Here is a 15,381-nt window from a genome sequence, read left to right on the forward strand (position 1 = left end):
GTGCAAAATCGCCGTAGTTTGATTACACTCCTGTTAATCCATACAGCAACAGTGCCGGGGCAACCCGGTGCTGTTGTCCGTTTTAGCATCGGGCGGGAAAAGCCTGGAACCTGGAGAGCCTTTTTTGAGCCAGGAATATACTGAAGACAAAGACGTCACATTGACGAAGTTAAGCAGCGGGCGCCGACTTCTGGAAGCGTTGTTGATACTTATTGCCCTTTTTGCCGTCTGGTTGATGGCGGCCTTGTTGAGCTTTAACCCTTCGGACCCCAGTTGGTCGCAAACCGCCTGGCATGAACCCATCCATAATTTAGGCGGCGCGCCGGGCGCGTGGCTGGCCGATACACTGTTCTTTATTTTTGGCGTAATGGCCTACACCATCCCTGTCATTATTGTCGGCGGGTGTTGGTTTGCGTGGCGTCATCAGTCTACGGATGATTACATCGACTATTTTGCTGTGTCGCTACGCCTTATCGGCGTGCTGGCGCTGATTCTCACTTCCTGCGGTCTGGCGGCCATTAATGCCGACGATATCTGGTATTTCGCCTCCGGCGGCGTAATTGGCAGCCTGTTAAGCACCACGCTGCAGCCGTTGTTGCATAGTAGCGGCGGAACGATAATGCTTCTCTGTATTTGGGCTGCCGGGCTGACGCTCTTTACCGGCTGGTCCTGGGTCAGTATCGCCGAAAAATTAGGCGGCTGGCTGCTTAATATACTGACCTTCGCCAGCAACCGTACCCGGCGTGATGATACGTGGGTTGACGACGAAGAGTATGATGACGAATACGATGAAGAAACCGACGGCGTGCAGCGTGAATCTCGCCGGGCGCGTATTTTGCGCGGCGCGTTGGCGCGTCGTAAGCGACTGGCTGAAAAATTCAGCAATCCACGGGGCCGTCAGACCGATGCCGCGCTCTTTTCCGGCAAACGGATGGATGATGACGAGGACATTCAGTATAGCGCGCGCGGCGTCGCTGCCGATCCCGACGACGTTCTGTTTTCGGGCAACCGTGCGACGCAGCCGGAATATGATGAATATGATCCGCTGTTAAACGGCCATTCTGTCACCGAACCGGTCGCCGCCGCTGCGGCTGCAACTGCCGTCACCCAGACGTGGGCAGCGTCCGCCGATCCCATAATGCAAACGCCGCCCATGCCGGGGGCTGAGACGGTTGTCGCGCAACCGACCGTGGAGTGGCAGCCCGTACCGGGGCCGCAAACCGGCGAACCGGTTATCGCGCCTGCGCCGGAGGGGTATCAGCCGCATCCGCAATATGCTCAACCGCAGGAGGCGCAAAGTGCGCCGTGGCAGCAACCTGTGCCTGTCGCTTCCGCGCCGCAATACGCCGCGACGCCAGCGACCGCAGCAGAATATGACTCTCTTGCGCCGCAGGAAACACAGCCGCAATGGCAGCCGGAGCCGACCCATCAGCCGACGCCGGTTTATCAGCCGGAGCCGATAGCGGCTGAACCTTCTCACATGCCGCCGCCGGTTATCGAACAGCCGGTTGCCACCGAGCCTGAACCTGACACAGAAGAGACCAGACCTGCCCGTCCTCCGCTTTACTATTTTGAAGAGGTGGAAGAGAAACGCGCCCGTGAGCGCGAACAACTGGCGGCATGGTATCAACCGATTCCGGAGCCGGTAAAAGAGAACGTGCCGGTCAAACCTACGGTATCTGTCGCGCCGTCCATACCGCCAGTGGAAGCGGTAGCCGCCGCCGCGTCGCTTGACGCAGGTATTAAGAGTGGCGCCCTGGCAGCAGGCGCCGCGGCCGCTGCGCCTGCATTTAGTCTGGCTACCGGCGGCGCGCCGCGTCCGCAGGTGAAAGAGGGGATTGGTCCGCAACTGCCGCGTCCGAACCGCGTTCGCGTGCCGACCCGACGGGAACTGGCATCGTACGGTATTAAGCTGCCGTCACAGAGGATTGCAGAAGAAAAAGCCCGCGAGGCGGAGCGCAATCAGTACGAGACGGGCGCGCAGCTAACCGATGAAGAAATAGATGCAATGCATCAGGACGAGTTAGCCCGTCAGTTTGCGCAGTCGCAGCAGCATCGTTATGGTGAGACGTATCAGCATGATACGCAACAGGCAGAAGATGACGATACCGCTGCGGAAGCTGAATTAGCCCGCCAGTTTGCCGCTTCGCAACAGCAGCGCTATTCCGGCGAGCAACCCGCTGGCGCGCAGCCGTTCTCACTGGACGATCTGGATTTCTCGCCAATGAAAGTATTGGTTGATGAAGGTCCGCACGAACCGCTGTTCACGCCGGGTGTCATGCCCGAGTCAACGCCTGTTCAGCAACCTGTAGCGCCGCAGCCACAGTATCAGCAGCCGCAGCAGCCGGTAGCGTCGCAGCCACAGTATCAGCAGCCGCAACAGCCGGTAGCGCCTCAGCCACAGTACCAGCAGCCGCAACAGCCGGTAGCGCCGCAACCGCAGTATCAGCAGCCGCAGCAGCCGGTAGCGCCTCAGCCGCAGTATCAGCAGCCGCAGCAGCCGGTAGCGCCGCAGCCGCAGTATCAGCAGCCGCAACAGCCGGTAGCGCCGCAGCCGCAGTATCAGCAGCCGCAACAGCCGACAGCGCCGCAAGACAGCCTGATCCACCCGCTGTTGATGCGTAACGGCGACAGTCGTCCATTACAGCGTCCGACGACGCCGCTGCCTTCGTTAGATCTTCTGACGCCGCCGCCGAGCGAAGTTGAACCGGTAGATACCTTTGCGCTGGAACAAATGGCGCGTCTGGTTGAAGCGCGCCTGGCGGATTTCCGCATTAAAGCTGATGTGGTGAACTATTCGCCAGGCCCGGTCATTACTCGTTTTGAACTGAATCTGGCCCCGGGCGTTAAAGCAGCGCGTATCTCCAACCTTTCCCGGGATCTGGCGCGCTCATTGTCAACGGTAGCCGTACGCGTTGTGGAAGTCATTCCAGGCAAACCTTACGTAGGGTTGGAATTGCCGAACAAGAAACGGCAAACCGTTTATCTGCGCGAAGTGTTGGATAACGCCAAATTCCGCGAGAATCCGTCGCCGCTTACCGTGGTGTTAGGTAAGGATATCGCGGGCGATCCGGTAGTGGCGGATCTGGCGAAAATGCCTCACCTGCTGGTGGCCGGTACGACCGGTTCCGGTAAGTCGGTCGGGGTTAACGCCATGATCCTCAGTATGCTGTATAAAGCGCAGCCGGAAGACGTTCGCTTTATCATGATCGACCCGAAAATGTTAGAACTCTCGGTCTATGAAGGTATACCGCATCTGCTGACGGAAGTTGTTACCGACATGAAAGACGCGGCTAACGCGTTACGCTGGAGCGTCAATGAGATGGAGCGTCGCTATAAGCTGATGTCCGCGCTCGGCGTGCGTAATCTGGCTGGGTATAACGAGAAAATCGCCGAAGCGGCCCGCATGGGACGCCCGATTCCGGACCCGTACTGGAAGCCGGGGGACAGTATGGATGTTCAGCATCCGGTTCTGGAAAAACTCCCGTATATCGTGGTACTGGTTGATGAATTTGCCGACCTGATGATGACCGTCGGTAAAAAAGTTGAAGAGCTGATCGCGCGTCTGGCGCAGAAAGCGCGCGCCGCGGGGATTCACCTGGTACTGGCGACGCAGCGTCCGTCGGTCGATGTGATTACTGGTTTAATTAAAGCCAACATTCCAACCCGTATCGCTTTTACCGTATCCAGCAAGATCGACTCCCGCACCATTCTTGATCAGGGTGGCGCTGAGTCGCTATTAGGAATGGGGGACATGCTCTATTCCGGACCAAACTCCACCATGCCGGTACGTGTCCATGGGGCGTTTGTGCGTGACCAGGAGGTCCATGCGGTGGTGCAGGACTGGAAAGCGCGCGGTCGTCCGCAATATGTGGATGGCATTACCTCCGACAGCGAAAGCGAAGGTGGCGGTGGCGGTTTTGACGGCGGCGAAGAATTAGATGCGCTATTCGATCAGGCCGTTAATTTCGTCACCCAGAAGCGTAAAGCGTCCATTTCCGGCGTTCAGCGTCAGTTCCGCATCGGCTATAACCGTGCGGCGCGTATTATCGAACAGATGGAAGCGCAGGGTATTGTCAGCGCTCAGGGGCATAATGGTAATCGTGAAGTGCTGGCTCCGCCGCCTTTTGAGTAAACTTGTAAGCCGGATGGCGCTGTGCAGGCTGCCATCCGGCAACAAAATTCAGTATTTTCTTCTTTCCTCATGCTGATTTTTGGCCTGGAATAGAAAGCAAAAGGAGCTCCTGGTCGGGAGTGTCGAAACCTGAGGAATAATGATGAAAAAAATGGCAATCGCCTGTGCATTACTTTCAAGCGTTGTAGCCAGCAGCGTATGGGCTGACGCCGCCAGCTCTCTGAAAAGCCGTCTGGATAAAGTGAGCAGCTTTCATGCCACCTTTACTCAAAAAGTCACCGATGGCAGCGGTGCTGCGGTGCAGGAGGGACAGGGTGATTTATGGGTTAAGCGGCCAAATCTATTCAACTGGCATATGACGCAACCTGACGAGAGTATTCTGGTTTCTGACGGCAAAACGTTATGGTTCTATAACCCGTTTGTAGAACAGGCTACCGCCACGTGGTTGAAAGATGCCACCGGAAATACACCGTTTATGCTGATTGCCCGCAACCAGGCCAGCGACTGGCAGCAGTATAATATTAAGCAGGATGGCGATAATTTTGTGCTGACGCCGAAAGCCAGCAACGGCAATCTGAAACAGTTCACCATCAATGTGGGGCGCGACGGGACTATCCACCAGTTTAGCGCCGTAGAACAAGACGATCAGCGTAGCGCCTATCAGCTAAAATCCCAGCAAAACGGCGCTGTTGATCCGTCAAAATTTACGTTTACTCCGCCGCAAGGGGTAACGATAGACGACCAACGTAAGTAGAGGCGATGAGTGAGCAATCTGTCGCTCGATTTTTCTGATAATACGTTTCAACCGCTGGCCGCGCGAATGCGGCCGGAAAATTTAGCGCAGTATATCGGCCAGCAGCATTTGCTGGCCGCAGGTAAGCCGTTGCCTCGCGCTATTGAGGCCGGGCATCTGCACTCCATGATTTTATGGGGGCCGCCAGGGACGGGGAAAACCACGCTCGCTGAAGTGATCGCCCGCTACGCCAGCGCCGATGTCGAGCGTATTTCCGCCGTCACTTCTGGGGTAAAAGAGATTCGTGAAGCTATCGAGCGCGCCCGCCAGAATCGTAATGCCGGACGCCGTACCATCCTGTTTGTCGATGAAGTGCATCGCTTTAACAAAAGCCAACAGGACGCCTTTTTACCGCATATCGAAGATGGCACTATCACCTTTATCGGCGCGACCACGGAAAATCCCTCTTTTGAGCTGAACTCGGCGCTATTGTCGCGAGCGCGGGTCTATCTGCTGAAATCGTTGACCACTGACGATATTGAGCAAGTACTGGACCAGGCGATGCAGGACAAAACGCGTGGTTACGGCGATCAGGATATCGTGTTACCGGATGAGACACGGCGAGCGATTGCTGAGCTGGTCAATGGCGACGCGCGGCGCGCCTTAAATACGCTGGAAATGATGGCTGACATGGCGGAGGTGGATGACAGCGGCAAACGCGTTTTATTGCCCGCCTTGTTGACCGAGATCGCCGGCGAGCGCAGCGCGCGTTTTGATAACAAAGGCGATCGCTTCTACGATCTTATTTCCGCCTTACATAAATCAGTGCGCGGCAGCGCGCCGGATGCCGCCCTCTATTGGTATGCCCGTATCATTACCGCGGGAGGCGATCCGCTGTACGTGGCGCGTCGCTGCCTGGCGATTGCCTCGGAAGATGTGGGTAATGCCGATCCGCGCGCGATGCAGGTCGCCATTGCCGCGTGGGATTGTTTCACCCGCGTTGGCCCGGCTGAAGGCGAAAGGGCGATCGCGCAGGCTATCGTTTATCTCGCCTGCGCGCCGAAGAGTAACGCCGTCTATACCGCCTTTAAGGCTGCGCTGGCCGACGCGCGCGAACGTCCTGATTATGACGTTCCTGTCCATCTGCGTAATGCGCCAACCAAACTGATGAAAGAGATGGGCTATGGCCAGGAGTACCGCTATGCCCACGATGAGCCCAATGCCTATGCTGCGGGTGAAGTGTACTTCCCGCCGGAAATCGCGCAAACGCGCTATTATCATCCGACAAATCGTGGTCTGGAAGGCAAGATTGGCGAAAAGCTCGCCTGGCTGGCTGAACAGGATCAAAATAGCCCCACAAAACGCTACCGCTAGTGTAAACGTTGCGGTAAGGTTATCTCTAAATATGATGCTCCAGGTATCATGGCGTTGATGATGAATCTCGTTATGCCTGATAGCACGTTGCTTATGAGGTCCGCGGGTATAGCGCAATGGATGCGTTGTTGCTGTCGTCGGTCAGGTAAGGCGAAAACGTCGCTATTACGTAAACGCGGTTTACGTTCATCAATACAATCAGAGGCGATCATCAATTGATCGCGTTTCCTTTTATTATTCGATAAGCACAGGATAAGCATGCTCGATCCCAATCTGCTGCGTAATGAGCCAGACGCAGTCGCTGAAAAACTGGCACGCCGGGGCTTTAAGCTGGATGTAGATAAGCTGCGCGCTCTTGAAGAGCGTCGTAAAGTTTTGCAGGTCAACACGGAAAACCTGCAGGCGGAGCGTAATTCTCGATCGAAATCCATCGGCCAGGCGAAAGCGCGCGGGGAAGATATCGAGCCTTTACGCCTGGAAGTGAATAAACTGGGCGAAGAGCTGGATGCGGCGAAAGCCGAGCTGGATACCTTGCTGGCGGAGATCCGCAATATCGCGCTGACCATCCCAAACCTGCCTGCGGATGAAGTGCCGGTAGGTAAAGATGAAAACGACAACGTTGAAGTCAGCCGCTGGGGTACCCCGCGTGAGTTTGATTTTGAAATCCGCGATCACGTCACCTTAGGGGAAATGCACTCCGGCCTCGACTTTGCCGCCGCGGTTAAGCTGACCGGCTCCCGTTTTGTGGTGATGAAAGGACAGATTGCGCGTATGCATCGCGCATTGTCGCAGTTCATGTTGGATCTGCATACGGAACAGCACGGCTATAGCGAAAACTACGTGCCGTATCTGGTTAACCACGACACGCTGTATGGCACCGGTCAACTGCCGAAATTCGCAGGCGACTTGTTCCATACCCGTCCGCTGGAAGAAGAAGCAGACAGCAGCAACTATGCTTTGATCCCGACGGCGGAGGTTCCGCTGACCAATCTGGTACGCGATGAAATCATCGACGAAGATCAGCTGCCGATTAAAATGACGGCGCATACGCCTTGTTTCCGTTCTGAAGCAGGTTCTTATGGTCGTGATACCCGTGGCCTGATTCGTATGCATCAGTTTGACAAAGTGGAAATGGTGCAGATCGTTCGCCCGGAAGATTCTATGGCTGCGTTGGAAGAGATGACCGGCCACGCGGAAAAAGTGCTCCAGCTACTGGGACTGCCGTACCGTAAAATCATTCTGTGCACTGGCGATATGGGCTTCGGCGCCTGCAAAACCTATGACCTCGAAGTCTGGGTTCCGGCGCAGAATACCTACCGCGAGATCTCTTCCTGCTCTAACGTCTGGGACTTCCAGGCGCGTCGTATGCAGGCACGCTGTCGCAGCAAGTCCGACAAAAAGACCCGTCTGGTCCATACCCTGAATGGTTCTGGTCTGGCGGTAGGTCGTACCCTGGTGGCCGTGATGGAAAACTATCAGCAGGCTGATGGCCGCATTGAAGTGCCGGAAGTATTACGTCCGTACATGAACGGACTGGAATATATCGGCTAATCCTCGCTTTCTCCTCTTCTAAAAAGCGCCTTCGGGCGCTTTTTTTATGCCAGTTTGATACCGGACAATAATCCCTACCCTATTAGGGGTAATACTGATTTCGAATGAAGGTCAGTTTTTAACACTATTTTTCTACTTTTTCGATATATATCAGACTTTATAGCGACGTTATCGCTATATAAAATTCTATACATCGTTTTATTGTTTTTTTTATTGTGAGCAGCAGAGTGAGCCCTTATGAAAACTAAGATCCCTGATGCCGTGCTGGCAGCCGAGGTGAGCCGTCGTGGTTTAGTCAAAACCACCGCGATAGGCGGCCTGGCGATGGCCAGTAGCGCATTTACCCTGCCATTTACCCGCATCGCTAACGCCGCAGAGGCGATAAGCCCGACGAAAACCGACGAGAAAGTCGTCTGGAGCGCCTGTACGGTAAACTGTGGCAGCCGTTGTCCGCTACGTATGCATGTTGTGGATGGCGAAATCAAATATGTAGAAACGGATAATACCGGAAACGATGATTACGATGGCCTGCACCAGGTTCGCGCCTGCTTGCGCGGTCGTTCTATGCGTCGTCGCGTCTATAACCCGGATCGTCTCAAGTATCCGATGAAGCGCGTCGGCGCGCGCGGCGAAGGTAAATTTGAGCGTATTAGCTGGGACGAAGCCTACGATATCATTGCCACCAATATGCAGCGTCTTATCAAAGAGTATGGCAACGAGTCCATTTATCTGAACTATGGCACGGGAACGCTGGGCGGCACTTTGACACGTTCATGGCCGCCAGGAAAAACGCTGGTCGCTCGTCTGATGAACTGCTGCGGCGGTTATCTTAATCACTACGGTGATTACTCTTCCGCGCAAATCGCAGCGGGTCTGAATTACACCTATGGCGGCTGGGCGGATGGCAATAGTCCATCCGACATTGAAAACAGTAAGCTGGTGGTGTTGTTTGGTAATAACCCTGGCGAAACCCGCATGAGCGGGGGCGGTGTAACCTATTATCTTGAACAGGCGCGGCAGAAATCAAACGCGCGGATGATCATTATCGATCCTCGTTACACCGACACTGGCGCCGGTCGCGAAGATGAGTGGATTCCGATTCGTCCAGGTACCGATGCGGCGCTGGTTAATGGTCTGGCATATGTCTTAATCACCGAGAACATGGTCGATCAGCCGTTCCTGGATAAATATTGCGTCGGTTATGACGAAAAAACCTTGCCTGCCAGCGCGCCGAAAAACGGTCACTACAAAGCCTATATTCTGGGCCAGGGTAAAGACGGTATCGCGAAGACGCCGGAGTGGGCGGCGCAAATTACCGGTATTCCGGCAGATCGCATTATTAAACTGGCGCGAGAAATCGGCAGCGCTAAACCCGCCTATATTTGCCAGGGGTGGGGGCCACAACGTCATGCTAATGGAGAAATCGCCACGCGCGCCATCTCGATGCTGGCGATCCTGACGGGTAATGTTGGGATTAACGGCGGTAACAGCGGCGCGCGCGAAGGGTCTTATGCCCTGCCATTTGAACGTATGCCCACGTTAGAAAACCCGGTTGAAACCAGCATCTCCATGTTTATGTGGACCGATGCCATTGAACGCGGCCCGGAAATGACGGCGCTGCGTGATGGCGTGCGGGGTAAAGATAAGCTGGACGTGCCGATCAAAATGATCTGGAACTATGCTGGCAACTGTTTGATTAACCAGCACTCTGAGATTAACCGCACCCACGAAATCCTGCAGGATGACAAGAAATGCGAAATGATCGTCGTTATCGACTGTCATATGACCTCGTCGGCAAAATACGCCGATATTCTGTTGCCTGATTGCACTGCTTCTGAGCAGATGGACTTTGCGCTGGATGCCTCCTGCGGGAACATGTCTTACGTTATCTTCACTGACCAGGCGATTAAACCGCGCTTCGAGTGTAAGACGATTTATGAGATGACCAGCGAACTGGCGAAACGTCTTGGCGTGGAACAACAGTTTACCGAAGGCCGGACGCAAGAAGAGTGGATGCGTCATCTGTACGAACAGTCGCGTAAATCCATTCCGAATCTGCCCACCTTTGAGGAGTTCCGTAAGCAAGGCATCTTCAAACAGCGTGACCCCGAAGGCCACCATGTCGCCTATAAAGACTTCCGCGAAGATCCGCAAGCGAATCCACTTACAACGCCATCGGGCAAGATTGAAATCTATTCACAGGCGTTGGCGGATATCGCCGCCACCTGGGAGCTGCCGGAAGGCGACGTGATCGATCCATTACCGATCTACACGCCAGGTTTTGAAAACTATAACGATCCGCTAACGGATAAATTCCCGCTGCAGTTGACGGGTTTCCACTATAAAGCGCGTGTGCATTCCACTTATGGCAACGTAGACGTACTGAAAGCCGCCTGTCGCCAGGAAATGTGGATTAACCCAATGGATGCGCAGAAACGCGGTATCAACAATGGCGATAAAGTCCGCATCTTCAACGATCGCGGCGAAGTACATATCGAGGCTAAAGTGACGCCGCGCATGATGCCGGGTGTGGTCGCCCTGGGAGAAGGCGCATGGTATGACCCGGATGCAAAACGCGTGGATCAGGGCGGATGTATTAACGTACTGACGACCCAACGTCCTTCTCCGCTGGCGAAGGGGAACCCGTCACATACGAACCTCGTTCAGGTTGAAAAGGCGTAAGGAGTAACCGATGACAACCCAGTATGGATTTTTTATTGATTCCAGCCGTTGCACCGGTTGCAAAACCTGCGAACTGGCCTGCAAGGACTACAAAGATTTGACCCCGGATGTCAGCTTCCGCCGCATTTATGAGTATGCAGGCGGCGACTGGCAGGAGGATAACGGCGTCTGGCACCAGAACGTCTTTGCCTACTATCTCTCCATCTCCTGTAACCACTGCGAAGACCCGGCCTGCACCAAAGTCTGCCCGAGCGGCGCGATGCACAAGCGCGATGACGGTTTTGTGGTGGTGAACGAAGAGGTCTGTATCGGCTGCCGCTACTGCCACATGGCCTGCCCGTACGGCGCGCCGCAGTACAACGCGGCCAAAGGTCATATGACCAAGTGCGACGGCTGTTACGACCGGGTGGCGGAAGGCAAAAAACCGATCTGCGTCGAATCCTGTCCGCTGCGGGCGCTGGACTTTGGTCCTATCGACGAGCTGCGTAAAAAACACGGTGAGCTGGCTGCCGTCGCGCCGTTGCCGCGCGCGCATTTCACGAAGCCGAATATTGTGATTAAACCCAACGCCAACAGCCGCCCGACCGGGGACACCACCGGTTATCTGGCCAATCCGAAGGAGGTATAAGATGGGAAGTGGATGGCATGAATGGCCGTTGATGATCTTCACGGTCTTTGGTCAGTGCGTGGCCGGTGGTTTTATTGTTCTGGCTCTGGCGCTGATGAAGGGCGACCTGCGCGCGGAAACGCAGCAGCGGGTGATCGCCTGTATGTTTGGTCTGTGGGTGCTGATGGGGATTGGCTTTATCGCCTCGATGCTGCATCTGGGCTCGCCGATGCGCGCGTTTAACTCGCTTAACCGCGTGGGTGCTTCCGCACTGAGCAATGAAATTGCCAGCGGCTCGGTGTTTTTTGCGGTCGGCGGGATTGGCTGGCTGTTGGCGGTACTGAAAAAGCTGCCGCCGGTACTGCGCACACTCTGGCTGATTATCACGATGGTACTGGGCGTCGTCTTCGTCTGGATGATGGTACGAGTCTATAACAGCATCGATACAGTACCGACCTGGTATAGCGTCTGGACGCCGCTGGGCTTCTTCCTGACGCTCTTTATGGGTGGCCCGCTACTGGGTTATCTGCTGCTGCGCATCGCGGGCGTGAACGGTTGGGCGATGCGTCTGTTGCCTGCGGTTTCGGTGCTGGCGCTGGTGGTTATTGCCATTATGGTGGCCATGCAGGGCGCGGAACTGGCGACGATTCACAGTTCCATTCAGCAGGCGTCTGCTCTGGTGCCGGATTATGGTTCGCTGATGGCCTGGCGTATGGTGCTGCTTGCGGCGGCGTTGTGCTGCTGGATTGTGCCACAGTTAAAAGGGTATCAACCTGCGGTACCGTTGCTCTCTGTCGCCTTCATTCTGATGCTGGCGGGGGAATTGATTGGCCGCGGCGTATTCTATGGGCTGCATATGACCGTGGGCATGGCGGTAGCCAGCTAACGCGTTGACGCGCATTCGGCCTGCAGAACGTGCAGGCCGAATGCGCCTTTAGCCACCATCAATCTAAGGAATATAACCGGGGTGGAGAAGGCGCATATAAATCCATAGAGAAGAAAACGAAGCTAAAGGAACCATGAAATTTTTCGACTGAACAAAACGCCGATTTTGCGGGTTAGATCAATAAAAACAAGGGGATGAATTTTTAGCCTTTCAATATATTCACGTACAGAATAAGTAAATCAAATCGATAGTCTCAAAACTTGCGGATCGCCCATGCGGAGCCGATTGACAATGTTTTTGGCGATGGCATGATGCGCATGAAATTTGAACTTCCTCACGGTTTTTATTCATGTCCACCTATACCCGTCCCGTCATGCTTTTGCTGTGCGGGCTACTTTTGTTGACCCTGGCCATTGCAGTACTGAATACGCTTGTGCCGCTGTGGCTTGCTCAGGCAAACCTTCCGACCTGGCAGGTGGGGATGGTCAGCTCGTCTTATTTTACCGGCAATCTGGTCGGGACGTTATTTACCGGGTATTTAATTAAACGCATTGGGTTTAACCGTAGCTATTATCTTGCCTCGCTGATCTTCGCCGCGGGTTGTGTCGGGTTGGGCGTGATGGTGGGGTTCTGGAGCTGGATGAGCTGGCGTTTTATTGCCGGTATCGGCTGCGCCATGATTTGGGTTGTTGTCGAAAGCGCGTTGATGTGCAGCGGAACCTCGCATAATCGCGGGCGCCTGCTTGCTGCCTATATGATGGTCTATTACATGGGGACCTTCCTTGGACAATTATTGGTCAGTAAAGTGTCTGGTGAATTGCTGCACGTCCTTCCCTGGGTGACCGGAATGATTCTGGCGGGAATTCTGCCGCTACTCTTTACCCGGATTGTAAATCAGCAAACGCAGGTACGTCATTCCTCTTCTATTAGCGCCATGCTGAAGCTACGCCAGGCGCGTCTTGGCGTGAATGGTTGTATTATTTCCGGCATTGTTCTTGGTTCATTATATGGTCTGATGCCGTTATATCTGAAGCATCAGGGGATGGCTAACGCCAGCATCGGTTTCTGGATGGCGGTACTGGTGAGCGCCGGTATTTTGGGGCAATGGCCAATGGGACGTCTGGCGGACAAATTTGGTCGCTTGCTGGTATTACGTGTACAGGTATTCGTTGTCATACTCGGCAGTATTGCCATGTTAACCCAGGCGGCGATGGCGCCAGCTCTGTTTATTCTGGGGGCGGCGGGTTTTACGCTTTATCCTGTTGCAATGGCCTGGGCCTGTGAAAAAGTCGAACACCACCAGCTTGTGGCAATGAACCAGGCACTGTTGTTAAGTTATACAGTAGGGAGCCTGTTGGGGCCGTCTTTTGCTGCGATGTTAATGCAGAATTATTCAGATAATCTGCTGTTTATTATGATCGCCAGCGTATCGTTTATTTATCTGCTGATGCTGTTACGTAACGCCGGCCAGACGCCTAATCCTGTCGCCCACATCTAACTGTTCTCTGAATCGTATGCAGGACGTGAGTCTTGCATACTCTTTGTTTATGTTTTACGTAAAATAATTGACCTGCATAATTTTCTTGCTTTGCTGAAAAATAAAATGTGCCGAAGGTTATAATTTTGCGCTCCTCTATTTTCTCTCTTCGTCTTTACCGCGCATAATCCCCCGCTTCATTTATAGTAATAGCATTGTGTTCACGAAGGATCGCGTTATGCCGAATGTGCAGGAAAAACAGTTGCGATGGTACAACATCGCCTTGATGTCGTTTATTACCGTTTGGGGATTCGGCAATGTTGTCAATAACTATGCTAACCAGGGGTTAGTGGTTGTCTTCTCCTGGGTGTTTATTTTTGCGCTCTATTTTATTCCTTATGCCTTAATCGTGGGGCAACTGGGCTCAACCTTCAAAGAGGGAAAAGGGGGCGTCAGTACCTGGATTAAGCATACGATGGGGCCGGGGTTGGCTTACCTTGCGGCATGGACCTATTGGGTCGTGCATATTCCCTACCTGGCGCAAAAGCCGCAGGCGATACTCATTGCATTGGGATGGGCTTTAAAAGGCGACGGCTCGTTGATAAAAGAATATACCGTCGTTGCCTTGCAGGGGCTGACGCTGGCATTGTTTGTTTTCTTTATGTGGGTTGCTTCCAGAGGGATGAAATCGCTAAAGGTTGTTGGGTCTGTGGCCGGAATTGCCATGTTTATCATGTCAATTTTATATGTTGTGATGGCAGTGACCGCGCCAGCAATTACAAACGTTGAAATTGCGACCACTAACATCACCTGGCAGTCATTTATTCCTCATATCGATTTTACCTATATCACCACCATCTCTATGTTGGTCTTTGCGGTTGGTGGGGCAGAGAAGATCTCGCCTTACGTTAACCAGACGCGGAATCCAGGAAAAGAATTTCCGAAGGGGATGCTCTTTTTAGCCGTCATGGTTGCGGTCTGCGCTATCCTCGGTTCGTTGGCGATGGGAATGATGTTTGATTCGCGGCATATACCTGACGATTTAATGACCAATGGGCAATATTATGCATTCCAGAAATTGGGTGAGTATTACCATATGGGTAATTCATTAATGGTGATTTATGCCATTGCCAATACTCTGGGGCAAATCGCCGCGCTGGTGTTTTCTATTGATGCGCCACTGAAAGTCTTACTGGGTGATGCAGACAGTAAATATATCCCGCAGCGCTTATGTCGTACTAACGCTTCAGGTACGCCAGTTAACGGTTATTTGCTGACATTAGTGTTGGTCGCTATCTTGATTATGTTGCCAACGCTTGGCATCGGCGATATGAACAACCTGTACAAATGGCTGCTTAATCTCAACTCAGTTGTTATGCCGCTGCGCTATCTGTGGGTATTTGTCGCCTTTATTGCCGTCATTCGACTGGCGCAAAAGTACAAACCCGAATATGTGTTTATTCGCAACCGGGCGTTGGCGTTAACTGTGGGGATATGGTGTTTTGCCTTCACCGCGTTTGCCTGCCTTACCGGTATTTTCCCCAAAATGGAGGCGTTCACACCGGAGTGGACATTCCAGCTGACGTTGAACATCGTGACGCCTTTTGTCCTGGTCGGGTTGGGATTAATTTTCCCACTGCTGGCGCGTAGAAACACATAACGACGTTCTTTTCCACGGCGCTCCTGCCGGGCGAGCGCCTTTTAAGATTACAGGTGCCTGGGTTCCAGGCGGAGACCACGGTATTAACAGGCGCCGGGGGCAGCAATAGTTGTCAGACCTTCAACCCAGCAGCAGATAAGCGACTCTGTATTTAATACCTGGTAAGCGCAATATTGTTAACCAGGCCTGTCTGATGGCGGGGTCGGGTATTTTAGCGGTAAGAGCGTTATCCAGACAGCAAAACGGCTACCGCCATGGGTAGCCGTTTAAAAGCGG

9 protein-coding genes are annotated in these 15,381 nt (G+C 53.8%); all 9 read left to right on the top strand.

Going from position 1 to position 15,381, the window contains the following annotated elements:
- Positions 1–124 precede the first annotated feature (124 nt).
- The 9 genes from ftsK to EOS97_RS18290 all read left to right on the top strand — a co-directional run bounded on the left by ftsK (position 125) and on the right by EOS97_RS18290 (position 15,105).
- A complete protein-coding gene (gene ftsK / locus EOS97_RS18250) occupies positions 125–4,135 on the top strand; it encodes a DNA translocase FtsK (protein ID WP_023221663.1) in 4,011 nt (1,336 codons plus the stop codon).
- A 142-nt stretch (positions 4,136–4,277) separates the two neighbouring features.
- Complete coding sequence (gene lolA / locus EOS97_RS18255) at positions 4,278–4,889, top strand: outer membrane lipoprotein chaperone LolA (protein ID WP_001519746.1); 612 nt, start codon at positions 4,278–4,280, stop codon at positions 4,887–4,889.
- 9 nt (positions 4,890–4,898) lie between these two features.
- Entirely contained in the window at positions 4,899–6,242 is a 1,344-nt protein-coding gene (gene rarA, locus EOS97_RS18260) for a replication-associated recombination protein RarA (RefSeq protein WP_000067789.1), read from the top strand.
- Positions 6,243–6,500: 258 nt separating this feature from the next.
- Entirely contained in the window at positions 6,501–7,793 is a 1,293-nt protein-coding gene (gene serS, locus EOS97_RS18265) for a serine--tRNA ligase (protein ID WP_000886699.1), read from the top strand.
- 237 nt (positions 7,794–8,030) lie between these two features.
- Positions 8,031–10,475, top strand: coding sequence for a dimethylsulfoxide reductase subunit A (dmsA, locus tag EOS97_RS18270; protein WP_000850262.1), 2,445 nt, complete (start codon positions 8,031–8,033; stop codon positions 10,473–10,475).
- A 10-nt stretch (positions 10,476–10,485) separates the two neighbouring features.
- The gene (dmsB, locus tag EOS97_RS18275) at positions 10,486–11,103 is read left to right on the top strand and encodes a dimethylsulfoxide reductase iron-sulfur subunit DmsB (protein ID WP_000213069.1); all 618 of its coding nucleotides are present in this window, start codon (positions 10,486–10,488) and stop codon (positions 11,101–11,103) included.
- A gap of 1 nt (position 11,104) precedes the next feature.
- A complete protein-coding gene (locus EOS97_RS18280; RefSeq protein ID WP_000534686.1) occupies positions 11,105–11,968 on the top strand; it encodes a dimethyl sulfoxide reductase anchor subunit family protein in 864 nt (287 codons plus the stop codon).
- 349 nt (positions 11,969–12,317) lie between these two features.
- A complete protein-coding gene (locus EOS97_RS18285; protein WP_000109275.1) occupies positions 12,318–13,466 on the top strand; it encodes an MFS transporter in 1,149 nt (382 codons plus the stop codon).
- A 217-nt stretch (positions 13,467–13,683) separates the two neighbouring features.
- Complete coding sequence (locus EOS97_RS18290) at positions 13,684–15,105, top strand: APC family permease (RefSeq protein WP_001134264.1); 1,422 nt, start codon at positions 13,684–13,686, stop codon at positions 15,103–15,105.
- Positions 15,106–15,381 lie beyond the last annotated feature (276 nt).

Origin of the sequence: Salmonella sp. SSDFZ54, from assembly GCF_004010735.1 — a bacterium.
GTDB classification, from domain to species: domain Bacteria; phylum Pseudomonadota; class Gammaproteobacteria; order Enterobacterales; family Enterobacteriaceae; genus Salmonella; species Salmonella enterica.

Excerpts from the sequence above, each read along its gene's own strand:
- lolA (WP_001519746.1), top strand. The coding sequence starts at position 4,278 with ATGAAAAAAATGGCAATCGCCTGTGCATTACTTTCAAGCGTTGTAGCC.
- dmsA (WP_000850262.1), top strand. The coding sequence starts at position 8,031 with ATGAAAACTAAGATCCCTGATGCCGTGCTGGCAGCCGAGGTGAGCCGT.
- dmsB (WP_000213069.1), top strand. The coding sequence starts at position 10,486 with ATGACAACCCAGTATGGATTTTTTATTGATTCCAGCCGTTGCACCGGT.
- EOS97_RS18285 (WP_000109275.1), top strand. The coding sequence starts at position 12,318 with ATGTCCACCTATACCCGTCCCGTCATGCTTTTGCTGTGCGGGCTACTT.
- EOS97_RS18290 (WP_001134264.1), top strand. The coding sequence starts at position 13,684 with ATGCCGAATGTGCAGGAAAAACAGTTGCGATGGTACAACATCGCCTTG.
- serS (WP_000886699.1), top strand. The coding sequence starts at position 6,501 with ATGCTCGATCCCAATCTGCTGCGTAATGAGCCAGACGCAGTCGCTGAA.
- EOS97_RS18280 (WP_000534686.1), top strand. The coding sequence starts at position 11,105 with ATGGGAAGTGGATGGCATGAATGGCCGTTGATGATCTTCACGGTCTTT.